Origin of the sequence: Roseisolibacter sp. H3M3-2 (assembly GCF_029211165.1) — a bacterium.
GTDB lineage: Bacteria > Gemmatimonadota > Gemmatimonadetes > Gemmatimonadales > Gemmatimonadaceae > Roseisolibacter.
In genome coordinates this window covers 17,833-40,153 of the sequence record NZ_JARGEK010000005.1, presented here as the reverse complement: position 1 = coordinate 40,153, position 22,321 = coordinate 17,833, and the positions used below count along the sequence as shown (strand labels likewise).

At 75.2% G+C, this 22,321-nt stretch carries 24 protein-coding genes and 1 pseudogene; 12 read left to right on the top strand and 13 right to left on the bottom strand.

What is annotated here, in order from left to right; translation table 11 throughout:
• The 11 genes and pseudogenes from PYV61_RS01250 to PYV61_RS01200 form a co-directional block, all read right to left on the bottom strand.
• Positions 1-188 (bottom strand): annotated as a pseudogene (locus tag PYV61_RS01250) (hypothetical protein); the annotation flags it as partial.
• 10 nt (positions 189-198) lie between these two features.
• Positions 199-744 carry an HD domain-containing protein gene (locus PYV61_RS01245; protein ID WP_275827462.1) on the bottom strand — a complete coding sequence of 182 codons (546 nt, stop codon included), beginning with the start codon at positions 742-744 and terminating at the stop codon, positions 199-201.
• On the bottom strand, positions 731-1,564 hold the full coding sequence (locus PYV61_RS01240; RefSeq protein WP_275827460.1) for a hypothetical protein: 834 nt from the start codon (positions 1,562-1,564) through the stop codon (positions 731-733). The genes PYV61_RS01245 and PYV61_RS01240 overlap by 14 nt, the downstream gene beginning before the upstream one ends.
• Positions 1,561-2,460 carry a pantoate--beta-alanine ligase gene (gene panC / locus PYV61_RS01235; RefSeq protein ID WP_275827457.1) on the bottom strand — a complete coding sequence of 300 codons (900 nt, stop codon included), beginning with the start codon at positions 2,458-2,460 and terminating at the stop codon, positions 1,561-1,563. Before panC ends, PYV61_RS01240 begins: the two co-directional genes overlap by 4 nt.
• Positions 2,460-3,290, bottom strand: coding sequence for a 3-methyl-2-oxobutanoate hydroxymethyltransferase (gene panB / locus PYV61_RS01230; protein ID WP_275827455.1), 831 nt, complete (start codon positions 3,288-3,290; stop codon positions 2,460-2,462). The genes panC and panB overlap by 1 nt, the downstream gene beginning before the upstream one ends.
• Entirely contained in the window at positions 3,287-3,718 is a 432-nt protein-coding gene (gene folK / locus PYV61_RS01225) for a 2-amino-4-hydroxy-6-hydroxymethyldihydropteridine diphosphokinase (protein ID WP_275827453.1), read from the bottom strand. Before folK ends, panB begins: the two co-directional genes overlap by 4 nt.
• A complete protein-coding gene (locus PYV61_RS01220; protein WP_275827451.1) occupies positions 3,606-4,088 on the bottom strand; it encodes a dihydroneopterin aldolase in 483 nt (160 codons plus the stop codon). Before PYV61_RS01220 ends, folK begins: the two co-directional genes overlap by 113 nt.
• A gap of 54 nt (positions 4,089-4,142) precedes the next feature.
• Positions 4,143-4,943, bottom strand: a complete 801-nt coding sequence (gene trpA, locus PYV61_RS01215; protein WP_275827449.1) for a tryptophan synthase subunit alpha — start codon at positions 4,941-4,943, stop codon at positions 4,143-4,145.
• Positions 4,940-6,169 carry a tryptophan synthase subunit beta gene (gene trpB, locus PYV61_RS01210; RefSeq protein ID WP_275827447.1) on the bottom strand — a complete coding sequence of 410 codons (1,230 nt, stop codon included), beginning with the start codon at positions 6,167-6,169 and terminating at the stop codon, positions 4,940-4,942. Before trpB ends, trpA begins: the two co-directional genes overlap by 4 nt.
• On the bottom strand, positions 6,169-6,840 hold the full coding sequence (locus PYV61_RS01205; RefSeq protein ID WP_275827446.1) for a phosphoribosylanthranilate isomerase: 672 nt from the start codon (positions 6,838-6,840) through the stop codon (positions 6,169-6,171). Before PYV61_RS01205 ends, trpB begins: the two co-directional genes overlap by 1 nt.
• A gap of 7 nt (positions 6,841-6,847) precedes the next feature.
• Positions 6,848-7,642, bottom strand: coding sequence for an indole-3-glycerol-phosphate synthase (locus tag PYV61_RS01200; RefSeq protein ID WP_275827445.1), 795 nt, complete (start codon positions 7,640-7,642; stop codon positions 6,848-6,850).
• A 126-nt stretch (positions 7,643-7,768) separates the two neighbouring features.
• Here PYV61_RS01200 and lexA point away from each other — a divergent pair, with 126 nt between their 5' ends.
• The gene (gene lexA, locus PYV61_RS01195) at positions 7,769-8,377 is read left to right on the top strand and encodes a transcriptional repressor LexA (protein WP_275827444.1); all 609 of its coding nucleotides are present in this window, start codon (positions 7,769-7,771) and stop codon (positions 8,375-8,377) included.
• A gap of 81 nt (positions 8,378-8,458) precedes the next feature.
• Here the strand turns inward: lexA and trpD are convergent, their stop codons facing one another.
• Positions 8,459-9,499, bottom strand: a complete 1,041-nt coding sequence (trpD, locus tag PYV61_RS01190; protein ID WP_275827442.1) for an anthranilate phosphoribosyltransferase — start codon at positions 9,497-9,499, stop codon at positions 8,459-8,461.
• The gene (locus tag PYV61_RS01185; protein ID WP_275827440.1) at positions 9,496-10,815 is read right to left on the bottom strand and encodes a GAF domain-containing protein; all 1,320 of its coding nucleotides are present in this window, start codon (positions 10,813-10,815) and stop codon (positions 9,496-9,498) included. Before PYV61_RS01185 ends, trpD begins: the two co-directional genes overlap by 4 nt.
• A 168-nt stretch (positions 10,816-10,983) precedes the next feature.
• On the opposite strand from PYV61_RS01185, the gene truA reads away from it, so the two are divergent.
• From truA to purF, 11 genes are all read left to right on the top strand, one after another.
• Entirely contained in the window at positions 10,984-11,763 is a 780-nt protein-coding gene (gene truA / locus PYV61_RS01180) for a tRNA pseudouridine(38-40) synthase TruA (RefSeq protein WP_275827438.1), read from the top strand.
• On the top strand, positions 11,760-12,425 hold the full coding sequence (locus PYV61_RS01175) for a transaldolase family protein (protein WP_275827436.1): 666 nt from the start codon (positions 11,760-11,762) through the stop codon (positions 12,423-12,425). The genes truA and PYV61_RS01175 overlap by 4 nt, the downstream gene beginning before the upstream one ends.
• 2 nt (positions 12,426-12,427) lie before the next feature.
• Complete coding sequence (locus PYV61_RS01170; RefSeq protein ID WP_275827434.1) at positions 12,428-13,870, top strand: trypsin-like peptidase domain-containing protein; 1,443 nt, start codon at positions 12,428-12,430, stop codon at positions 13,868-13,870.
• A gap of 123 nt (positions 13,871-13,993) precedes the next feature.
• Positions 13,994-15,388 (top strand): adenylosuccinate lyase, encoded by a 1,395-nt coding sequence (gene purB, locus PYV61_RS01165; RefSeq protein WP_345785195.1) that lies wholly within the window; start codon positions 13,994-13,996, stop codon positions 15,386-15,388.
• Complete coding sequence (locus PYV61_RS01160) at positions 15,385-16,308, top strand: phosphoribosylaminoimidazolesuccinocarboxamide synthase (protein WP_275827430.1); 924 nt, start codon at positions 15,385-15,387, stop codon at positions 16,306-16,308. Before purB ends, PYV61_RS01160 begins: the two co-directional genes overlap by 4 nt.
• 78 nt (positions 16,309-16,386) lie before the next feature.
• Positions 16,387-17,295 carry a phosphatidylcholine/phosphatidylserine synthase gene (locus PYV61_RS01155; protein WP_275827429.1) on the top strand — a complete coding sequence of 303 codons (909 nt, stop codon included), beginning with the start codon at positions 16,387-16,389 and terminating at the stop codon, positions 17,293-17,295.
• Positions 17,292-17,552, top strand: a complete 261-nt coding sequence (gene purS, locus PYV61_RS01150) for a phosphoribosylformylglycinamidine synthase subunit PurS (protein WP_275827428.1) — start codon at positions 17,292-17,294, stop codon at positions 17,550-17,552. The genes PYV61_RS01155 and purS overlap by 4 nt, the downstream gene beginning before the upstream one ends.
• Positions 17,549-18,241 (top strand): phosphoribosylformylglycinamidine synthase subunit PurQ, encoded by a 693-nt coding sequence (gene purQ, locus PYV61_RS01145; RefSeq protein ID WP_275827425.1) that lies wholly within the window; start codon positions 17,549-17,551, stop codon positions 18,239-18,241. Before purS ends, purQ begins: the two co-directional genes overlap by 4 nt.
• 25 nt (positions 18,242-18,266) lie before the next feature.
• Positions 18,267-18,569 (top strand): zf-TFIIB domain-containing protein, encoded by a 303-nt coding sequence (locus PYV61_RS01140; RefSeq protein WP_275827423.1) that lies wholly within the window; start codon positions 18,267-18,269, stop codon positions 18,567-18,569.
• A gap of 20 nt (positions 18,570-18,589) precedes the next feature.
• A complete protein-coding gene (gene purL, locus PYV61_RS01135; RefSeq protein WP_275827421.1) occupies positions 18,590-20,899 on the top strand; it encodes a phosphoribosylformylglycinamidine synthase subunit PurL in 2,310 nt (769 codons plus the stop codon).
• Between the two features lie 14 nt (positions 20,900-20,913).
• A complete protein-coding gene (purF, locus tag PYV61_RS01130; RefSeq protein WP_275827419.1) occupies positions 20,914-22,299 on the top strand; it encodes an amidophosphoribosyltransferase in 1,386 nt (461 codons plus the stop codon).
• Positions 22,300-22,321 lie beyond the last annotated feature (22 nt).

Genomic DNA, 22,321 nt, shown 5'->3' with positions numbered 1-22,321 from the left:
GGCGCCGCCAGCGAGTCGCCGGGCGCCGGGAACTCGGGGCCCTCGGCGGTCACCGCCGGCGCCGCGCCCGGCGGACGACGGTCGAACGCGGCGCGCACGCGCGGCCACGCGGCCCACCCACCCCAGCCGAGGAGCAGCGCGCCGAGGATCAGCCATCCCGGCCGGAGGTAGCGCGGCCGCCCGCTCACCGGGGGCCCCTCATCGCACCGCGTTCCACAGCTCGACCGCGCGCGGGAACAGCTCCTTTCCCTCGCGCAGCGACCACTCGAGTCGCATGCGCACGACCTGCCGGAAGACGCCGTCGAAGTCGGTCGGGACGCGCGCCGTCAAGAACGCCCGGTCGGCGGCGGCGAACTTGCGCCCCGGCTCCAGGAAGTCGGCCATGTAGAGCGCGCGCCCCACGCGCCCCCACGCCGCCGAACCGAGCGTGTGCCAGCGCACCGCCTCCAGCAGCTCGTGGCGCGTCTCGCCGAGCGACGCGAGGTGCAGCGCGGCGGCCGGGCCGTGGAGGATCTCGACCGGCGCCTGCGCGTCGCCGGTGCGGGCGCGCAGCTCGTCATCGGGGGCGTCGCGCAGCGCGTCGTGCAGCAGCCCGGCGTCGCGCATCGCGCGCGCCTCGTCGGCATCGCGCGCCACGTCGGGCGCCCACCGCTCGAGCAACGCGGTGACGCGCGCGATGTGGGCGCGGCGCTTCTCGCCCACCTGCGCCCACGACGGGAGCGGGAGCGCGTCAGTCGTCGCCACGGCGCGCGTACGGCTCGAGAACGGCGCGACTGCGCACCCGCGTGCGGCAGACGTAGTTCCACCCCTTCAGCTCCGCGCCCCGCCCGACCTCCGCGTCGATCAGGCGCGAGTACGGGCCGATCACGCACTCCCCGTCGATGTCGGTGACCCCTTCCAGCACCACGTTGGGGTAGACGAGGGTGTCCGCGCCGATGCGCACGTCGACGTCGAGCCAGGTCGTGTCGGGGAGGAGGAACGACACGCCGCGTCGCTCGTGCTGTCGCACCAGGCGGTTGCGGATCGCCACGGTCGCGTCGGAGAGCGTGTGCCGGTCGAGGACCTGCAGCAGCTCCTCGGGCCCCGTCGGCACCACGAGCGCGGCGCCGGTCGGCACGCGCGGGTCGTCGGCCGAGGCGAGCGCGGGCCCCTCCCCCGCCACCGCGATGCTCGTCGCCAGCTCGCTCCCGCCGCGCACCGACGCCACCCCGTGCTCGGCGGCGCGCAGCAGCCGCGTGAGCGTCCCCGGCGTGACCAGCGCCGCCGAGCCGTCGACGAGCAGCGTCGGGCCGGGCGCCGTCACGGCGGCGCGCAGGGCGACCGCCTCGCTCCCCGGCTCGACGGCCACGTAGCGTACCGACACGTCCCCCTCCAGCTCGACGTGCGCGCTCGCGCCGCGCAGGTGCAGCACGACGATCTCGCGCGGCGGCGACGGCAGCGCGAGCAGCGCGCGCACCACGTGCCAGAGCGTCGCGCGCCCCGCCAGCGGGTGCAGGTAGAGGCTCACCTGCGAGCGGAAGGCCGCGTGCTCGTCGAGCGCGGCCACCACGGCGCGCCAGCTCACGCCGGCGGCCCCGGGGGCTCGGCGACGATGCGCGGCGAGACGCCGAGTATCGCGTTGTCGAGGAGCCGCGTCTTGCCGACGCGCAGCGCGATCATCGCGATCGCGCCGTCCGACGCGAGGTCGAGCGGCTCCAGCGTCTCCGGGTCGGCGACGGCGACGTAGTCCGGCCACAGCTGCGGGTCGAGCGCCAGGACCGCGTTGGCCTCCGCGACCAGGCGCGGCACGCGCCGCTCGCCGGCCGCGTAGGCCGCCTCCAGCCGCGCCAGCGCGGCCGGGATCACGCGCGCGCGCCGCCGCTCGTCCGGATCCAGGTAGACGTTCCGGCTCGAGAGCGCCAGCCCGTCGGGCTCCCGCACCGTCGGCGCGATCACCAGCTCGACGGGCAGGTCGAGGTCGCGCACCATGGCGCGGATCAGCGTGGCCTGCTGCACGTCCTTCTGGCCGAACACCGCGACGTCGGGCTGCACGAGGTGCAGCAGCTTGGCCACGACCGTCAGCACGCCGGCGAAGTGGCCGGGGCGCGCGGCGCCCTCCCACCGCTGCGCGAGCGCGCCGGGGTCGATCCGCACGAGCGGCTCGCGCGGGTAGATGACCTCGACGCCCGGCGCGAACAGCAGCTGCACGCCGCGCGCCCGCGCCTTCGCCGCGTCGCCGTCGGGGTCGCGCGGGTAGCGCGACAGGTCTTCGGAGGGGCCGAACTGCAGCGGGTTCACGAAGATGCTCATCGCCGCCACGTCGGCGCGGCGGCGCGCCTCGTCGACCAGGGCGAGGTGCCCCTCGTGCAGCGCGCCCATCGTCGGGACGAAGCCGACCCGCCCGCCGCCCAGCACGCGCGCGTCCTCGCGCAGCCGGCGCAGCTCCTCGCGCAGCTCCCCGGCCGTCGTCACCGTGAGCATCAGAACGCGTGCTCGTCGCCCGGGTACGCGCGGCCGCGCACCTCGTCGGCGTAGCGGCGCACGGCGTCGCGCGTGTCGGCCGCGAGCGTCGCGTAGCGCTTCAGGAACTTGGGCGCGAAGCCGTCGGTCAGTCCCAGCAGGTCGGCGAGCACCAGCACCTGCCCGTCGCACGCCGCGCCGGCGCCGATCCCGATCGTGGGGATGCCGACCGCCTCGGTCACGCGCTGCGCGACGGCGGCGGGCACCAGCTCCAGCACGACCGAGAACGCGCCCGCGTCCTCCAGCCGGCGCGCGTCGTCCACCATCCGCTGCGCCGCCTCCTCCTCGCGCCCCTGCACCCGGAAGCCGCCGAGGACGTGCACCGACTGCGGGGTGAAGCCGAGGTGCCCCATGACCGGGATGCCGGCGCGCACGAGCGCGCGCACCGTCTCGGCCATCTCGGGCGAGCCGCCCTCGACCTTCACCGCGTCGCACCGCGTCTCCTGCATCACGCGGCCGCAGTTCAGCAGCGCGCGCTCGGTCGTGACCTGGTACGTGAGGAACGGCATGTCCACCACGAGGAGCGCACGCGCGGTGCCGCGCCGCGCCGCCGCGCCGTGGTAGATCATCTGCTCGAGCGTCACCGGGACCGTCGTCTCGAGCCCCGCGACGACGTTGCCGAGCGAGTCGCCGACCAGCACCGCGTCGACCCCGGCCTCGTCGGACAGGCGCGCGAACAGCGCGTCGTACGCCGCGACCATCACCAGCGATTCCTTTCGCGCCTTGGCCTGGGCGAAGGAGCGCACGGTGACCTTCTTCGGCGCGGCGGCCGACCCGGAGGCCTGGCTCATGCCGGCACCGCGGCGAGGGCCTCTCGCCAGTCGACGCCCAGCGCCGCGAGCCCGCGGTGCCAGAAGTCGCGGTTGGGGAGCTCCGGGTGCGGCACGCGCAGACGCGGCGTGGCGACGCGCCGCGCGCCGAACAGCACGACGTCCAGGTCGAGGGTGCGCGCGCCCCAGCGCGGCGACGCCGCGCGGTCGCGCCCGCGCTCCGCCTCGACGGCGAGGCAGGCGTCGAGCAGCGCCTCCGGCTCCAGCGTCGTCCGCAGCGCGAGCATCTGGTTCAGGTACGGGTCCTGGCCGGCCGGGCCGAGCGGGGCGGTCTCCTCAACCGGCGACGCCGCGGCCACGCGCACCCCCGGCAGCGCGTCGAGGCGCGCGCGCGCGTGCGCGAGGTGCGCCGCGCGGTCGCCGAGGTTGGAGCCGAGGGCGAGGTACACCGTCTCCCCCGGCGGCGCCGGCGGCCGCGGCGCGCTCGCGCATGCCGCCGGCGTGGGCGAGCGGCCCCGGGAGCGCGACGTGCGGGGTGCGCACCGCGACGCGCACCGGCCCGCCCGCGCCGAGCGCCAGCGCGCGGTCGGCCACGCGCGCGGCGACGTCCTCGAGGTAGAGCAGCTCGGTGGACGCGACCACGTCGGCCGCCGCGTCGTAGAGCGCGCGGTAGTCGAGCACCGGCGCGCCCGGCGCGACGTCGCGCCACGCGTCGACGTCGATCTCCAGCGGCTGCGCGAGCTCGCGCTCGTGGGCGAGGATCCCCACGCGCGCGTGGAAGCGCATGCCGGCGAGCGAGACGCAGAGGCGGTCGGTCACGGGCGGAACGTACCGACCCCCGCCGGACCGGTCAACGAACTCGCGGCCGGCCCCTCACGCCCCGTCGATCGCGGCCCGGAGGTCGCGCGCGAGCGACAGCGCCCGTCCCACGTCCTCGTCGGCCGCGCGGACGAGCGCGCTGCCGACGACCACGCCGTCGGCGATGCGCGCCACCGCGGCCGCCTGGTCGGGGCGCGAGATGCCGAAGCCCACGCAGATGGGGAGCGTCGTCGTCGCGCGCAGCCGCGCCACCGACTCGGGGAGCGTGGCCGACAGCGCGTCCTGCTCGCCCGTCACCCCGAGCCGGCTGATCAGGTACACGAAGCCGCGTCCGTGGCGCGCGATCTCCGCCATGCGCGGGGTCGGCGTCGTCGGCGCTACCAGCCGCACGAAGTCGAGGGGGCCGCCGCCGAGCCACGCCTCGCGCTCGGCGTCGGCGCCGACCGGCAGGTCGGTGACCAGGATCCCGCTCGCCCCGGCGTCGGCCGCCCGCGCCAGCACCTCGCGCCCCGCCGCCAGCAGCGGGTTCAGGTAGCTGAACAGGACCACCGGCACCGTCAGCCGCGCCCGCCCGAGCAGCGCGAGCGCGCCGTCGAGGTCGATCCCGTGGTCGAGCGCCACCTGCGAGCTGCGCTGGATCACCGGGCCGTCGGCGAGCGGCTCCGAGAAGGGCACTCCGAGCTCGATCACGTCGGCGCCGGCCTCCTCCAGCCCCTGGAGCAGCGCGACCGAGCGCTCCGGGTCCGGGTGCCCCGCCGTCACGTAGCAGACGAGCGCGCGCCGCCCCTCCGCACGCAGCGCCGCGAACCGCCGGTCGATCGCCGACGTGCGACCCTCCACCCCGGTCGCCGTCACGCCGGGTACTCCGGCAGCGCGCCGAGGTCGGGGAGCTCGCCCATCTCGCTCACCTGCACCACGTCCTTGTCGCCGCGCCCGCTGACGCAGATCAGCACCGGCTCGTCGGGCGCCCAGCGTCCGCGGTTCGCCTCGACCCACGCCACGGCGTGCGACGTCTCGAGCGCGGGGATGATCCCCTCGGCGCGGCTCAGCAGCGCGAAGCCGCGCAGCGCGTCGCGGTCGGTGACGCTGACGTAGGTCGCGCGCCCGCTCTCCTTGAGCCACGCGTGCTCCGGCCCCACGCCCGGGTAGTCGAGCCCCGCGGAGACCGAGTGCGCGTTGATCACCTGCCCCTTCGCGTCCTGCAGCAGGAGGCTGAGCGAGCCGTGGAGCACCCCGGGCGTGCCGAGGGTGAGCGACGCCGAGTGCCGCCCGCTGTCGAGCCCCTCGCCGGCCGCCTCGACGCCGATCAGCTCGACCGCCGCGTCGTCCACGAAGCCGACGAAGATCCCCATCGCGTTCGAGCCGCCGCCCACGCAGGCGACGACGGTGCGCGGCAGGCGGCCCGCGCGCTCCAGCAGCTGCGCCCGCGCCTCGCGCCCGATCGCCGCCTGGAACTCGCGCACGATGCGCGGATACGGCGCCGGCCCGACCACCGAGCCGATGATGTAGTGGCTCGTCTCGACGTTCGTGACCCAGTCGCGGATCGCCTCGCTCGTCGCGTCCTTGAGCGTGCGCGTCCCGCTGGTCACGGGCACCACGGACGCGCCCATGAGCCGCATGCGCCACACGTTCAGCGACTGGCGGCGCATGTCCTCCTCGCCCATGTACACGACGCACTCCAGGCCGAACCGCGCGCACACCGTGGCCGTCGCCACGCCGTGCTGCCCCGCCCCGGTCTCGGCGATGATGCGGCGCTTCCCCATGCGCCGCGCGAGCAGCACCTGCCCGACCGTGTTGTTGATCTTGTGCGCGCCCGTGTGGTTCAGGTCCTCGCGCTTGAGCCAGACCGGCGCGCCGACCAGCGCCGACAGCCGCGGCGCGTCGGTGAGGCGCGACGGGCGGCCCACGTAGTCGCGCAGCATGTCGTCGGCGGAGGCGCGGAACGCCGGGTCGGCCATCGCCGCGTCGAACTCGGCGTCGAGGGCGTCGAGGGCCGGGACGAGCGTCTCGGGGACGTAGCGGCCGCCGAAGGGGCCGAAGCGGTCGCTCACGGCGGGGGGAAGCTGGTCGGACTCGGGCATCACGAACTCGTAGCGGAACGGGCGGCCGCGAGGAAGGCGGCGAGGCGTTGCGGGTCCTTCACGCCGGGCGATCGTTCGACCCCCGACGACACGTCGACGACGTCGGGCAGCAGCGCGCGCACCGCGTCGCCCAGGTTCTCGGCGCGCAGCCCGCCCGCCAGCACCAGCGGCGTGCGCCCGCGCAGCGGCGCGAGCGCGTCGGCGACGTCGCCCCAGGCCAGCGCCACGCCCGTGCCGCCGAGCTGATGCCCGTCCACCTTCGCGTCGAGCACCACCGCGTCGGCGGCGGCGAACAGGTCGGCCGCCTGCGGCGGGACGTCGGCGCCCGCGATGCGGAGCACGGCCCAGACGCGGCCCGGATAGACCCGGCGCACCGCCTCCACCGCCGCCGCGTCCGGGTCGGCGTGCAGCTGGACGACGTCGAGCCCGGCCTCGTCGGCGATGCGCGCGATCGCGTCGGGCGCCTGCGTCCCCATGACGCCGACGCCCAGCGGCCGCGGCCCGCTCGCGGCGTCGCGGGCCGCCTCGAGGATGGCCCGGGCCGCGGCCGGCACGATCTGGCGCGGCCCGCCGGCGAAGATCGCCCCGAGGTAGTCCGCACCCAGCCGCGCCGCCTCAGCCGCGTCCTCCGCCCGCACGAGCCCGCAGATCTTGACCGCCGGCGCGCTCATCCGGCGCTCACGCGGCGACCGCGACCCGTCCGCGCCTCGCGATCCCCGCGATCGCCCGCAGCGCCGCGGCCGGATCGGCGGCCGCCGAGAGCGACGACCCGACCAGCACCGCGTCGGCGCCGGCCGCCGCCGCCTGCTCGACCTCGGCGGGCCCGTACACGCCGCTCTCGAAGACGGCGACCCGGTCGGCCGGGATGAGCGGCACCAGGCGCTCCCCGGTCGCCAGGTCGATGACCAGCGTCTCGAGGTTCCGGTTGTTCACCCCGATGACCGTCGCCTCGGCCAGCAGCGCCGCCTCGAGTTCCCGCTCGTCGCGGATCTCGACAAGCGTCTCCAGCCCCGCGTCGCGCGCCGTGCGGGCGAGCTCGACCAGCGCGGCCGGCGCAAGCGCGCGGGCGATCAGCAGCGCCGCCGACGCCCCCAGGGCGCGGGCCTCGAGCATCTGCAGCGGCGCGACGTGGAAATCCTTCTTGAGGATGGGGAGCGCCGTCGCGGCGCGCGCCTCGGCGACGTCGGCGTCGCTTCCCCCGAACCGCAGCGGCTCGGTGAGGATCGAGAGGGCGGCGGCCCCGCCCGCCGCGTAGGCGGCGCTCTGCGCCCCGGCCGACAGCCCCGGCGCGATGTCGCCCTTGGAGGGCGAGCGGCGCTTCACCTCGGCGATGACCGTCACCCTCGTCCCTCGGAGCGCGGCGGCGAAGCCGGGGACGATCGGCGCGTCGGCCACCGCACGCTCCAGCTCGGCGCGCCGCCCGTGCAGCGACTCGGCCCGCCCGGCGGAGGCGTCGCTCAGCTCGCGCAGCACGCCCGTGGGGGGCGTCCAGTGTGGAAAAGCTTGCACTTCGGCCGATCTTCGGCTAACGTGGCATTTCGGCAGCTATTCGGGACGGAAGGTCCGTCCCAGATGCCCTTCCCCGCTCCAGGCCGCCCCATGCCGCTCACGAAGCGCCAGCGCGAGATCCTGACCTATCTCGGCTCGTACTCCGAGTCGCACGGCTACGCGCCGAGCTTCGAGGAGATCGCCGACACGTTCCAGTATAACTCGCTCGCGACGGTGCACGAGCACCTCTCGAACCTCGAGCGGAAGGGCTACATCAAGCGCGGCTACAACGAGAGCCGCGCCATCGAGATCCTCCCGTCGGAGGCCTTCCAGCGCTCGGTCGAGCTGCCGCTGCTCGGCACCGTCGCCGCCGGCCTCCCGATCGAGCAGATGGCGTCGGGTGAATCGCTCTGCGTCCCCGAGTCGTTCCTGCGGAAGAACGGGAACCACTACGTGCTCAAGGTGCGCGGCAACTCGATGGTCGACGCCCACATCGGCGACGGCGACTTCGTCATCGTCAACGAGCGCCGCTCGGCGGACAACGGCGAGATGGTGATCGCGATGATGCAGGGGAGCGCGGCGACGGTGAAGAAGTTCTACCGCGAGCGCGACGGCCGCATCCGCCTCCAGCCGGCCAACGAGACGATGGAGCCGATCTACGTCCACGAGAACGACATCAGCATCCAGGGCGTGGTCGTCGGCGTGCTCCGCCGCTACTGACCGAACGAACGTCCTGAGCGCAGCGAAGGACCTCTGCGACCTGCCGGACAGGTTGCAGAGGTCCTTCACTACGTTCGGGACCTAGTCCCGGTACACCCGCCGCAGCCCCTCGAGCGTCCGCCGCCCCGCCCCGTCGTCCAGCGCCGCGGTCGCGCGCCGCAGCGCCGACGGATAGTCCCCTTCCAGCTCCCCGACGTACAGCGCGGCCGCCGCGTTCAGCAGCACGGCCGCCCGCGCCCCCGGCGGCCCGCCCCCGCCGAGCACCGCCTCGATGATCGCGGCGTTCTCCTCGGGGCTCCCGCCGGACAGGTCGTCGGGCGAGACCGCCGCGAGCCCCACCGCCGCCGGGTCGAGCGTCCACTCGCCCGCCAGCCGCCCGTCGCGGATCTCGAGCGCGCGCGTCGGGCCGAGCGGGGAGACCTCGTCCATCCCCGGCTCGCCGTGGACCACCAGCGCCCGGACGCTCCCCAGCGCCGCCAGCGCGCCCGCGATCAGCGGCAGCCGGTGCGCCTCCGCCACGCCCACGACCTGGCGCCCCGCGCTCGCGGGGTTGGCCAGCGGGCCGACCACGTTCATCACCGTCGGCACCCCCAGCTCGCGGCGCACCGGGCCGACGTGGCGCATCGCCGGGTGCATCAGCGGCGCGAACATGAAGACGAGCCCCGTCTCGTCCAGCGAGCGGCGCATCCGCTCCACAGGCCGGTCGATCGGCACGCCGAGCGCCTCCAGCACGTCGGCGCTCCCCGAGCGGGAGGTGAACGAGCGGTTGCCGTGCTTCGCGACCCGTGCGCCCGCGCCCGCCGCCAGCAGCGCCGCCGCGGTCGAGATGTTGAAGGTCGTCACCGCGCCGCCGCCGGTCCCGCAGGTGTCCACCAGCTCGTCCGGGCGTTCGGTCGCCAGCGGGAGCATCGCCCCGCGCAGCGACCGGGCGACGGCGGCGACCACGTCGGCCGTCTCCCCCTGCACGCGCAGTCCCATGAGGAGCGCGGCGATCTGCGCCGGCGTTGCCTCGCCGCGCATCACGACGTCGAACGCCGCCGTCACCGCGTCGGGCGCCACCGCCTCGCCGCCGGCCAGCGCGCGCAGGGCGACGCGCAGGGCGTCGGGGGTCGGCGCGTTCACGCGACCTCCAGGTGCGCGACGAGCCGCCCGGGGAGCTGCGCGTGCGTGGCGACCAGCGCGATCACGAGCCCCAGCAGCCGCACCCGCTCCACGTCGGCGTCGGTGTAGCCGGCCCGCGTCGAGCGGTTCGTGAGGTTCACCACCCCCACCAGCTCGTCGTGGTAGACCAGCGGGAAGCTGATGAAGCTCCCGCTGGTGAAGTACTGGTCGCGCAGCAGCGGGTGCGCCCCCGCGTCGCGGACGTCGCGCACCAGCAGCGGCTCGCGCGACGCGGCCACGCGCCCGGCCACCCCCTCGCCCAGCCGCACGCGCGACCCCTCGGTGATGTGCGGCGACAGCCCGCGCGCCGCCGCGAGGTACAGCTGGTCGGGGTCGGGCGCCTTCAGCATGAGCGAGCAGCGCTGCGCCTGCATGTCGTCGCCCACCAGCGCGAGCAGCCCGTCCACCAGCTGCCGCGGGTCGTGCGCGGCCGCGTCCAGCGACAGCACGCGGTCGATCAGGTACAGCGTGCGCTCGGTCTGGCGCAGCGTCTCGCCACGCCGCAGCAGCTCGGCCTGCGTCTGCTCCAGCGTCGCGGCGTGCGCGGCCAGCTGCTCCTCCAGCTTCTGCGCCCGGTGCTCGGCGCGGCGCACCGACTCGGCCTGCTGCGCCGCCAGCCGCTCGGCGGCCACCCGCTCGGCGGGGGCGGTGGCCGGCACCGCCGGGACGCCGGCGGGGGGCGTGCGGCGCGCGACCTCCAGCTCGCGCTCCAGCTGGGCGAGGCGGCGGACGTAGGCGCCGTGCACGTGCTGGGTGACGTCCTCCAGCGTCCGCACCGCCTCCTCGCGCGCCTCGCGCTCCCAGAAGCGGCCCACGCACAGGTCGAACAGCTCGACGGCCGCGGCGAAGCGGTCGAGCACGCGCGTGCCGAAGATGCGGCGCGGCTCCAGCAGCGCCAGCACCGCCACCAGGTGCCCCTCGACCACCACGCCGCGCAGCGCCAGCGTCCCGTCGAGCGGCGTCTGGAAGCCGAGCAGCCGCCCGAACTCTCCCGACCGGTCCCCCAGCTCGGCGAAGCTCGCGCCGCCGAGCAGCGTCGCGCGGATCGCCGACGGCAGGTGCTCCAGGCTCGCCTCGCTGCGGTCGCGGCGCAGCGTGGCCCCCTCGGGCGCGAGGCGCTCGCGCAGCAGCTCGCGGCGGGCGTCGTACGGGAAGAAGGCCACCTGCGCCCCGCGGTCCAGCTCCGACAGCGTCTCGCCGAGGGCGAGCAGCGCCGCGTCCTGGTTCGGGGCCGCGCCGAGCGCGTGGGCGAGTGAGGCGAGCGGGCGTGGCGGCATGCGGGCGGGCGGGGGTCGGCCCGCGGACGCCGCGGCCGGGCGCCGGGGGGCGGACGGCGCCGCGCGAAATGTGCCCGCGGCGCCCGACCGTGGTCAATCGCGCCGCGGCACGCCGGGTCAATCGCCGCGCGCTTGATCGGGTTTCCGGCGCCCGCTTACCTTGCGCCGATGGACGACCGGACGTTCCAGCTGGTCCTGCACTACGACGGCGCGCGCTTCGCCGGCTGGCAGCGCCAGCGAGACGCCCGGACCGTGCAGGGAGAGCTGGAGGCGGTGCTGGCCCGGCTCTGCGGGCGGCCCGTGGCGGCGCTGGGCGCGGGGCGCACAGACGCGGGGGTGCACGCGCGGGGGCAGGTGGCCGGCGTCCGCATCGCGGCCAAGTGGACCCCGGAGCGGCTGCGGAAGGCGTGCAACGCGCTGCTACCCGACGACCTCTGGGTCGCCGCCGCGCACGAGATGCGCCCCGAGTTCCACGCGCGCTTCGACGCCACCGCGCGCCGCTACGCGTACCTGGTGGGCACCGACGACGAGGCGCACTCGCCCTTCCGCCGCACGCGGGAGTGGGCGCTCCCCCGCCCCGTCGACCGAACGCTCCTCGACGCCGCCGCGGGGCACCTGCCGGGCGACCACTGCTTCCGCGCCTTCGCGGTGCGCGGGACCGCGCCGCCCGACGACCCGCACCGCTGCGTCGTGCACGAGGCGCGGTGGGCGGAGCGCCCCGGGGGGCTGGTCTTCCACGTCGAGGCGAACCGCTTCCTCCATCACATGGTGCGCTTCCTGGTGGGGACGATGGTCGACGTCGCGACCGGGCGGCGCCCCCTCGCCGACGTCCCCCGCTTGCTCGGGGCCGCCGACAACAGCGAGGTTTCGGCGCCGGCGCCGGCGCACGCGCTCTACCTCGACGCCGTGCGCTACCCGCCCCACCTCTACCTGTCGACGCGCGCATGAAACTCCTCCTGGCGTCCGCCTCGGTGCCCGAGATCGCGTGGGCGGTGGAGCACGGGCTCGCCGACGGGCTTGTCCCGTCGCCGTCGCAGCTGGTCGAGCAGCGGCCGGGGGACCCGCGCGAGCTGCTGGAGGAGCTGGCCCGCTCGGTCGCGCTCCCGATCTACGCCAGCGTGTCGAGCATCGACCCGCTCGACATGCACCGCGACGGGCGGGAGCTGGCGCGGATCGCGGACAACGTGGTCGTGCAGCTGCCGCTGGTCGACGACGCGGTCGTCGCCATCCGCCGGCTCTCGGTCGAGGGGGTGCGGGTGGCGGCGACGCTGGTGTTCAGCGCCGCGCAGGCGCTGCTCGCCGCCAAGGCGGGCGCCTCGGTCGTGACGGTGCCGGTCGACCAGCTCGACGCGCTCGGCCAGGACAGCACCGTGGTGGTGCGGCAGATCCGCAGCGTCTTCGACCGCGGGCACGTCGAGTGCGACCTGGTGGCGGCGGGGCCGCGCGCCGCGTCCGGCTTCACGGCCTGCGCCGAGTCGGGCGCCGACGCGGCGGTGGTGGACCTGGCGACGATGCGCGCGATGCTGGTCCACCCGCTCACCGACCGCGGGATCGACGCGTTCCTGCGCGAGCTGACGACGCGCGCCAAGCCGCGCATCACCCCGATCTGACCGTGCGCCGTCCGCGGTGGTCCCGGGGGCTGGTCGCCGCGCTGCTGGCCGGGTGCGGCGGCGGCGCGCCCGCCGACGCCCCGGCGCAGAACCCGGCGCCGCCCCCGACGATCCCCGCCTCGGCGCGCCTCCCCGAGCCCGGGTCGGCGGCGGTCACCGCGCCGCGGCGCACCGCCGTGGTGACCGCGGTCGCCCGCGTCGCGCCGGCCGTCGTGACCGTGCAGACCGAGTCGGTCGAGCGGATGCCCGCGGACCCGTTCGACCTGTTCTTCGGCCGCCGCCCCGGCGAGCAGCGGCGCGCGGGCATCGGGACAGGCTTCTTCGTCCGCGAGGACGGCGTGGTCGTCACCAACGCGCACGTCGTCGCCGGCGCCTCGCGCGTCTCCGTGGCGCGGCGCGACGGCACGACCTACACCGCGCGCGTCGTCGGCGCCGACGAGAGCAACGACCTCGCGGTGCTGAAGGTCGAGGCGCGCGGGCTCCCCGTCGCGCCGCTCGGGAACTCCGACTCGCTGCTCGTCGGCGAGTGGGCGGTGGCGATCGGCAACCCGTTCGGCTTCGTGCTGGGCAACGCCGAGCCGTCGGTCTCGGCGGGCGTGATCTCCGCGACCGGGCGCAACCTGGTCGGCGGCGGGCAGGACGGCGCCGGCGCGTCGCTCGACATGATCCAGACGGACGCGGCGATCAACCCCGGCAACTCGGGCGGGCCGCTCATCAACGCCGACGGCGAGGTGATCGGCGTCAACAGCTCGATCTACACGCCGTCGGGCGGCTCGGTGGGACTCGGCTTCGCGATCCCGATCAACCGCGCGCGCCGCGTGGTCGAGGACCTGCTGGCGCACGGCACCGTGCGGCGGCCGTGGATCGGCGTCGTCCTGCGCACCCCCGAGGCGGCGACCTCGCCGCGCGACCTGCTGACCGCCGGCGCGGTGGTGCGCGCCATCGTCCCCGGCTCCCCGGCCGCGCGCGCCGGCATCGCCGCCGGCGACCAGATCGTCCGCGTCGGGACGCGCACCGTGCGCAACCCGTTCGACTGGGAGGCCGCGCTCCTCGACCTGCGGCCGGGCGAGGACGTCGCGGTCGCGGTGCGGCGCGGCGGCCGCGACGTGGCGAGCACGGTGCGCGTCGGCGACCTCCCCGAGGTCACCGCGCCCAAGGTCACGGTGCTGCGCGAGCTGCAGCTGGTCACCGTGACCGCGGCCATCCGCGCCGAGCGGCGCCTGCAGGCGAGCAGCGGGGCGCTAGTGTACCAGGCGTCCGAGCGCGTCGCCACCGAGATCGGCCTCGAGCCGGGCGACGTGATCGTGCAGATCAACCAGGCCGGCATCACGAGCGCGGACGACGTGGCCCGCGCGCTCGACTACTACGCCGGCCGAGGTCCGATGCGGATCTTCTTCGAACGACAGGGCCGCTACAGCTTCACCGACGTCATCCTCCGCCAGTGACCCGCTGCGAGGGCGCGCGACCACCGTCGCCGCCCTCGCGCCGCTCCACGATACGCCGTGACCGCCGACGCCCCGACCGCCCGCTACTCCTCGCCGCTCGCCGAGCGCTACGCCTCGCGCGCGATGCTCGCCCTCTGGTCGCCGCAGGAGCGGCACGGGCTCTGGCGCCGCCTCTGGCTGGCCCTCGCCGAGGCCGAGCGCGAGCTCGGCGTCGACATCCCCGAGGCGGCCGTCGCCCAGATGCGCGACCACCTCGACGACATCGACTTCGCCGCGGTCGCCGGCTACGAGAAGCGCTTCCGCCACGATGTGATGGCGCACGTCCACGCCTTCGCCGACGTCGCCCCGGAGGCCCGCCGGTACATCCACCTCGGCGCCACCAGCTGCTACGTCACCGACAACGGCGACCTGCTCCTGATGCGGCGCGGGCTGGAGATCCTGCGCGCCAAGGTCCTGGCGACGCTGGGCGCGCTGGCGGCGTTCGCGCGGCGGTGGCGCGACGAGCCCGCGCTCGGCTACACGCACCTGCAGCCGGCGCAGCTGGTCACCGTCGGCAAGCGGGCCGCGCTCTGGATGCAGGACCTCGTGCTCGACCTGGCGGACCTCGACCACCGCATCGCCACCCTCCCCTTCCGCGGCGTGAAGGGGACGACGGGCACGCAGGCGAGCTTCCTGTCGCTGTTCGACGGCGACCACGCGAAGGTGCGCGAGCTCGACCGCCGCGTGACCGAGAAGATGGGCTTCGCGGCCGCCATGCCGGTCACCGGGCAGACGTACTCGCGCAAGGTCGACGCGCACGTGCTGTCGGCCGTCTCGGGCGTGGCCGCCAGCGCGGCCAAGTTCGCGTCCGACCTGCGCATGCTGCAGGCGTTCGGCGAGATCGAGGAGCCGTTCGAGAAGGAGCAGATCGGCTCGTCCGCGATGGCGTACAAGCGCAACCCGATGCGCTGCGAGCGGATCAACGCGCTGGCGCGCTTCGTCCTCTCGCTCGAGACCAACGCCAACCAGACGCACGCGGTCCAGTACTTCGAGCGCACCCTCGACGACTCGGCCAACCGCCGGCTGGCGATCCCGGAGAGCTTCCTCGCTACCGACGCGATCCTCGTGCTCTACGGCAACGTGGCGGCCGGGCTGGAGGTCCACCCGGCCCGCATCCGCCGCCGCGTCGACGACGAGCTGCCGTTCATGGCGACCGAGGAGATCATCGTCCGCGCCGTGCGCGCGGGGGGCGACCGGCAGGCGGTGCACGAGGTGATCCGCCGCCACAGCGTCGAGTCGGCGCGGGCGCTCAAGGACGGCGGCGCGGCGCGCAACGACCTGCTCGACCGGCTCGCGGGCGACGCGGAGTTCACGGCGCTCGGGCTGTCGCTCGACGAGCTGCGCGAGACGCTGCAGCCGGGGCGCTTCGTCGGCCGGGCCCCGCGCCAGGTGGACGAGTTCCTCGAGGAGGTCGTGCAGCCCCTGCTCGACGCGCACGCCGCCGAGGCGTCGGCCGCGCCCGAGGAGGTGCGCGTATGAGCGGCGCGCTCCGCGGGACCGACCTCCCGCTGCCGGTGGTGCGGCGCGGCAAGGTGCGCGACGTCTACGCCGTCGGCGACGACCGCGTGCTCCTCGTCGCGACCGACCGGGTCAGCGCCTTCGACGTGGTCATGGCCGAGGCGATCCCGCACAAGGGCGCGGTCCTGACGCAGCTCACGGCGTGGTGGCTGCGGCGGCTGGAGGGGGTGGTCGCCCACCACATGCTCAGCGCCGACGCCGACGCCATCGTCGCCGAGGTCCCGGCGCTCGCGCCGCACCGCGACCTGCTGCGTGGCCGGGCGATGCTCTGCGTGCGCACCGAGGTCTACCCGGTCGAGTGCGTGGTCCGCGGCTACCTCTCCGGCTCGGCGTGGAAGGAGTACCGCGAGGCGGGGACGCTGGCCGGCGAGCCGCTGGCGCCGGGGCTGCGCGAGAGCGAGCGGTTCGACCCGCCGCGCTTCAGCCCCGCCACCAAGGCCGAGACGGGGCACGACGAGAACATCCCGCCCTCGAAGGTCGCCGAGCTGCTCGGCGCGGACCGCGCATCCGAGCTCGAGCGTCTGGCGCAGCTCGTCTACGCGGCCGGCCGCGACCTGGCCGCCGAGCGGGGGATCATCATCGCCGACACGAAGTTCGAGTTCGGCGCCCGCGACGGGCGGACGCTCCTGATCGACGAGGTGCTGACCCCCGACAGCTCGCGCTTCTGGCCCGCCGACGGCTACGCGCCGGGGCGCGGGCAGCCGAGCTTCGACAAGCAGCCGCTGCGCGACTGGCTCGACGCGGAGCGGCGGGCCGGCCGCTGGAACGGCGAGGCGCCGGCGCCGACCTTGCCTCCCGAGGTCGTCCAGGCCACCAGCCTCCGCTATCTTGATGCGTACCGGCGGCTGACCGGCGCCGCGCTGGACCTCGCCACCTCGTGACGACCACCCCGCTGCCGTGAGACTCGCCCGCGTCCGACGCCGTCCCCCCGTGGACAGCGCGCGCCCGTGACGGCCGCCATGCGGCGCCCCGCCTTCCGGCGCCCCAACGTGCGGCGCGCCGCCGGGCCCTGGCTCCCCAACGGGTTCACGCTCGCGAACCTCGGCTTCGGCATCTACGCCATCATCTCGGCGTCGCACGGGAACTTCGAGACCGCCGTCCGCTGCATCGTCTTCGGCGGCGTCTGCGACCTGTTCGACGGGGCGGTGGCGCGCGCGACCCGCACCGGCACGCAGCTCGGCGAGCAGCTCGACTCGCTGGTCGACGCGATCTCGTTCGGCCTCGCGCCGGCGATGATCGTGTACTACCGCGTGCTCCCGCAGCAGGGGTGGGGGTGGCTGCCGGTCTTCATCTACGTCGCCAGCGCCGTCTTCCGCCTCGCGCGGTTCAACGTCACGCAGGCGGGCGCGTCGAAGACGTACTTCATCGGGCTCCCCAGCCCGGCCGCCGGCGGCACGCTGGCGACGTACTACTGGTTCACGCAGACCCGCCTGTATCAGGAGACCCGCATCGTCGACCTGCCGTGGCAGGAGATCATGCCGGCGCTGATGCTCCTGCTGGCGGCGATGATGAGCAGCACCGTCCCGTACCCGTCGTGGCCCAAGGTCGGCGTGCGCTCCTGGCGCGGCCTCGCCGGGCTGCTCGGCGTCCTCGCGATCGTCGTCGGCGGGATCTTCTTCTCCAAGTACTTCTTCTTCCTCTTCGGCGTCGGCTACCTCGTGTGGGGGCTCGGGCGCGCGCTGCTGCTGGCGCTGTTCGAGTGGCCGGGCGACCGGCCGCGCCGCGGCGACGACGACGACGATCCCGACGACCCGGTGGACTCGTACGGGATGCGCGACGACGAGCCGCCCCCGGACGACGACCGGCTGCTCGGCCGCCGCCGCCGCCGACGCCGCAAGCCCGCTCTCCCGCCCGACTCCCCGACATGACCGCCTCCTTCCGCATCGAGATCCGCGTCGTCCCCCGCCGAGGCATCCTGGACCCGCAGGGCAAGGCCGTCGCCGACGCGCTCCACTCGCTGGGCTTCCCCGAGGTCGGCGACGTCCGCGTCGGGCGCCACGTGGTGGTCGAGACGCGCGCGGCCGACGCCGCGGAGGCCGGCCGCCGCGCCGCCGAGATGTGCGAGAAGCTCCTCGCCAACCCGGTCACCGAGGACTTCGAGATCGAGCAGGTGGTGCCGGTATGAAGTTCGGCATCGTCACCTTCCCGGGCTCGAACTGCGACTACGACGCGTACCACGCCGTGGTCGACCAGCTCGGCGAGACGGCGGCGTACCTGTGGCACAAGGACCGCGACCTGCAGGGCGCCGACGTCGTGATCCTGCCCGGCGGCTTCAGCTACGGCGACTACCTGCGCTGCGGCGCGATCGCCCGCTTCAGCCCGATCATGGACGCCGTCGCCGCGCACGCCGCCCGCGGGGCGCCGGTGCTCGCCATCTGCAACGGCTTCCAGATCGCCTGCGAGGCCGGGCTCCTCCCCGGCGCGCTGCTCCGCAACGCGTCGCTCAAGTACGTCTGCGAGCAGCGCCACCTGCGCGTCGAGACGACCGACTCGCGCTTCACCGCCGGCTACGAGAAGGGGCAGGTGGTGCGCATCCCGATCGCGCACGGCGAGGGGCGCTACCACGCCGACGACGCCACGCTCGACCGGCTGGAGGCCGAGGACCGCGTCGTGTTCCGCTACGTCGGCGCCGACGGCGGCTCCGACGACCGCTCCAACCCCAACGGCTCGCTCCGCGACGTCGCTGGGATCCTGAACGAGGGGCGCAACGTGCTCGGCATGATGCCGCACCCGGAGCGCGCCGTCGAGCCGCTCGTCGGCTCGGGCGACGGGCTCGCCCTCTTCGAGTCGATCGTCGCCCGCGTCGCCGCCTGACCCGAACCCTGACCCGACACCGCCCATGGCCACCGAGGACAAGCCGAGCCGCAACGAGGAGGAGTACTTCGCGCGCCAGAACGCGGAGCTGATCGCGAAGATGCGCGAGCAGCGCGACGCCGAGCGCGCCAGCGCCGCCACCGCGGCGATGACCTGCCCGCGCTGCGGGGGGACGCTCGTCGAGCGCGTGCACCACAGCGTCAAGATCGACGAGTGCGCGTCGTGCGGCGGGACGTGGCTCGACAAGGGCGAGCTGGCGATCCTCGAGCGCACCGACGAGACCTCGCGCCGCAGCTTCCTCGGCGGGCTGTTCAACCCGAAGGACTGACCCACCCCGACCACCGCACCGTGCCCGTCACGCCCCGCCCCGGCGACCCGACCATCACCCCCGCGCTCGTCGCCGAGCACGGGATCACGCCCTTCGAGTACGAGCGCCTGCTCGCGATGCTCGGCCGCGAGCCGACGTTCACCGAGCTGGGGATCGTCAGCGCGCTGTGGAGCGAGCACTGCTCGTACAAGCACTCGCGCCCCCTCCTGCGCACCCTCCCCACGGAGGCGCCGTGGGTGCTCCAGGGGCCGGGGGAGAACGCCGGGGTGATCGCGGTCGGCGACGGGCTGGCGGTGGCGTTCAAGATCGAGTCGCACAACCACCCGTCGGCCGTCGAGCCGTACCAGGGCGCGGCCACCGGCGTGGGCGGGATCCTGCGCGACGTCTTCACGATGGGCGCGCGCCCGATCGCGCTGCTCGACTCGCTGCGCTTCGGCGACCTCGAGTCGCCGCGCGTGCGCTACCTGTTCTCGGGCGTGGTCAAGGGGATCGGCGACTACGGCAACTGCGTCGGCATCCCCACCGTCGCCGGCGAGGTCGTGTTCGACCCGGCGTACGAGGGGAACCCGCTCGTCAACGCGATGTGCGTCGGCCTCCTGAAGGAGGAGGAGCTGATCCGCGCGGTGGCGCAGGGCGTCGGCAACCCGATCATCGCGGTCGGCGCGCGCACGGGGCGCGACGGGATTCACGGCGCGTCCTTCGCCTCGGAGGACCTGAGCGAGGAGAACGAGGCCAAGCGCCCGCGGGTGCAGGTCGGCGACCCGTTCACCGAGAAGCTGCTCCTCGAGGCGTCGCTGGAGCTGATCCGCTCCGGACACATCGTCGCCATCCAGGACATGGGCGCGGCCGGCCTCACCAGCAGCTCCGCCGAGATGGCGGCGCGCGGCGACGTCGGCGTGGTCATCGACACGACCAAGGTCCCCGCCCGCGAGGAGGGGATGACGCCGTACGAGCTGCTGCTCTCCGAGTCGCAGGAGCGCATGCTCGTCGTCGCCAAGAAGGGGCACGAGGACGACGTCGCGGCCATCCTCCAGAAGTGGGACCTCACCGCGGCCGTGATCGGCGAGGTGATCGCCGAGCCGGTGTACCGCGTGACCGAGGGCGACCGCGTGGTCGCCGAGTTCCCCGGGATCCGCCTGGTCACCGACTGCCCGACGTACGAGCCCGAGGCCCGCGAGTCCGACGCGATCCGGGCCCAGCGCGAGACGGACGTCGCCGCGATCGCCGAGCTGCCCGAGGAGTCGGACCCGGTCTGGACGCTCACGCGCCTGCTGTCGTCGCCGACCATCGCCAGCAAGCGGTGGGTGCACCGCCAGTACGACACGATGGTGCGCACGAGCACGGTCATCGGCCCCGGCGGCGACGCGGCGGTGGTGCGGCTGCGCGGCACCGACAAGGCGGTCGCGCTCAAGGTCGACTGCAACGGCCGGTACTGCCACCTCGACCCGTACGAGGGGGCGAAGCAGGCGGTCGCCGAGGCGGCGCGCAACGTCGCCTGCGCCGGCGGGCGTCCCAAGGCGATCACGAACAACCTGAACTTCGGCAACCCGAAGCGCCCCGAGGTCTACTTCCAGCTGCGCGAGGCGGTGCGCGGGATGGGCGAGGCCTGCCGCGCGCTCCAGACGCCGGTCACCGGCGGCAACGTCTCGCTGTACAACGAGAACCCGAACGGCGCGATCTACCCGACGCCGGTGATCGGGATGGTGGGGCTGGTCGAGGCGATCGCCCACGTCACGCCCGCGCACTTCCGGCGCGCCGGCGACGCGATCGTGCTGCTCGGCGAGAACACGGCGGAGCTGGGTGGGAGCGAGTACCTGCAGCGCGTGCACGGCCTCGCGGCCGGCGCCCCGCCCCGCGTCGACCTCGACGCCGAGCGGCGGCTGATCGACGCGCTGCTCGACGCCATCGCGGGCGGGCACGTCGCCTCGGCGCACGACTGCAGCGACGGCGGGCTGGCGGTGGCGCTGGCCGAGTGCGCGGTCGGCGACGAGGAGCGCTGGCTCGGCGCCGACGTCGACCTGTCGGCGTGGGACGCGCTGCCGCGGCGCGCGCTGCTCTTCGGCGAGGCGCAGGGACGCGTCGTCGTCTCCACGGCGGCGCCGGACGCGGTGGTCGCGACCGCGGCGCGGCTCGCCTACGCGGCGCGCGTGGTCGGCGCGGTGGCCGCCGACGCGCACGGCGTCCCGGTCACGGCCGCGGGCGGGCGCTTCACCGCCGCGCTCGCCGCGCTGGCCGACGCCGACGGCGGCGCGATCCCGCGCCTGATGGAGCGCGCCGCCTCCGCGAGCGCCACCGCGGGCGAGTCCCGCCCCCACCACACGACGCCCTGACCAGGACCCAATAGATGTGCGGCATCTTCGGCCTGCGCGGCCACCCCGACGCGGCGGCCGTCACGCAGCTCGGCCTGTACTCCCTGCAGCACCGCGGCCAGGAGTCGGCCGGGATCGCGGCGCTCGACCGCGCCGGCGAGGCGCACGTCATGAAGCGCATGGGCCTCGTCAGCGAGGGGCTGCTGGAGGAGGAGGTCGAGACGCTGCGCGGCGGCGGCACGGCCATCGGCCACACGCGCTACAGCACGGCCGGCTCGTCGACGCTCGAGAACGCGCAGCCGGTGCTCGCCCGCTCGCGCGGCGGCCACATCGCGCTCGCGCACAACGGCAACCTGACCAACGCGACGGAGCTGCGCTTCGAGCTGGAGGAGCAGGGCGCGATCTTCCAGTCGACGATGGACAGCGAGGCCATCGTGCACCGCATCGCCCGCGCCAGCGCCCGCACCCCCGAGGGGCGCGTGTCCGAGGCGCTGCAGGGCGTCGAGGGCGCGTACTGCCTGCTCATCGTGCTCGGCGACACGCTCGTCGCCGCCCGCGACCCGCGCGGCTGGCGCCCGCTCGTCATGGGGGAGCTGAACGGCGCGGCGGTGTTCGCGTCCGAGACCTGCGCCCTCGACATCGTCGGCGCGACGTACGTGCGCGACGTGGAGCCGGGCGAGGTGGTCGCCGTCGACGCCGAGGGGGTGCGCAGCTCCTTCCCCTTCCCGCGGCAGGAGGCGCGGAAGTGCGTCTTCGAGCACGTGTACTTCGCGCGCCCCGACAGCCGCATCTTCGGCGGCTCCGTCGACCGCGCGCGCCGCGCGCTCGGCCGGCAGCTGGCGCGCGAGTGCCCCGCGCCGGGGGCGGACCTCGTCTTCTCCGTCCCCGACTCGTCGAACTCCGCGGCGCTCGGCTTCGCCGAGGAGGCGGGGCTGTCGTACGAGCTGGCGCTGATCCGGAACCATTACGTCGGCCGGACGTTCATCCAGCCGACGCAGGGCGACCGCGACTCGAAGGTGCGCGTGAAGTACAACGCGGTGCGCGAGGTGCTCGAGGGGAAGAGCGTGGTGATGGTCGACGACTCGATCGTCCGCGGGACGACGACGCGCGGGCTGGTGGCGATGGTGCGCGCGGCGGGGGCCCGGGAAGTGCACATGCGCGTGAGCTCGGCGCCGATCACGGGGCCGTGCTACTACGGGATCGACACCCCGAACCGGGAGGAGCTGATCGCGGCCAACCTCTCGCTCGAGGAGATCGCCCACGCCATCGGCGTGGACTCGCTGGGCTACCTCTCGCTGGACGGGATGCTGTCCTCGGTCCCCTCCGGTCCGACCGGCTTCTGCCATGCCTGCTTCTCCGGCGACTACCCCACCCCACCCCCGACCGACCCCGACAAGCTCCGATTCGGCTGCGGCTGCTGACGGGGCGGCGGGCGGCGACGGT

Coding starts and splice junctions, on each gene's coding strand:
- purF (WP_275827419.1), top strand. CDS start 20,914: ATGTGCGGCATCTTCGGCCTGCGCGGCCACCCCGACGCGGCGGCCGTC.
- trpB (WP_275827447.1), bottom strand. CDS start 6,169: ATGCCCGAGTCCGACCAGCTTCCCCCCGCCGTGAGCGACCGCTTCGGC.
- purB (WP_345785195.1), top strand. CDS start 13,994: ATGCTCGCCCTCTGGTCGCCGCAGGAGCGGCACGGGCTCTGGCGCCGC.
- PYV61_RS01160 (WP_275827430.1), top strand. CDS start 15,385: ATGAGCGGCGCGCTCCGCGGGACCGACCTCCCGCTGCCGGTGGTGCGG.
- purS (WP_275827428.1), top strand. CDS start 17,292: ATGACCGCCTCCTTCCGCATCGAGATCCGCGTCGTCCCCCGCCGAGGC.
- truA (WP_275827438.1), top strand. CDS start 10,984: ATGGACGACCGGACGTTCCAGCTGGTCCTGCACTACGACGGCGCGCGC.
- lexA (WP_275827444.1), top strand. CDS start 7,769: ATGCCGCTCACGAAGCGCCAGCGCGAGATCCTGACCTATCTCGGCTCG.
- PYV61_RS01140 (WP_275827423.1), top strand. CDS start 18,267: ATGGCCACCGAGGACAAGCCGAGCCGCAACGAGGAGGAGTACTTCGCG.
- panB (WP_275827455.1), bottom strand. CDS start 3,290: ATGAGCCAGGCCTCCGGGTCGGCCGCCGCGCCGAAGAAGGTCACCGTG.
- PYV61_RS01205 (WP_275827446.1), bottom strand. CDS start 6,840: ATGAGCGCGCCGGCGGTCAAGATCTGCGGGCTCGTGCGGGCGGAGGAC.
- purQ (WP_275827425.1), top strand. CDS start 17,549: ATGAAGTTCGGCATCGTCACCTTCCCGGGCTCGAACTGCGACTACGAC.
- PYV61_RS01175 (WP_275827436.1), top strand. CDS start 11,760: ATGAAACTCCTCCTGGCGTCCGCCTCGGTGCCCGAGATCGCGTGGGCG.
- panC (WP_275827457.1), bottom strand. CDS start 2,460: ATGCTCACGGTGACGACGGCCGGGGAGCTGCGCGAGGAGCTGCGCCGG.
- PYV61_RS01155 (WP_275827429.1), top strand. CDS start 16,387: ATGCGGCGCCCCGCCTTCCGGCGCCCCAACGTGCGGCGCGCCGCCGGG.
- PYV61_RS01185 (WP_275827440.1), bottom strand. CDS start 10,815: ATGCCGCCACGCCCGCTCGCCTCACTCGCCCACGCGCTCGGCGCGGCC.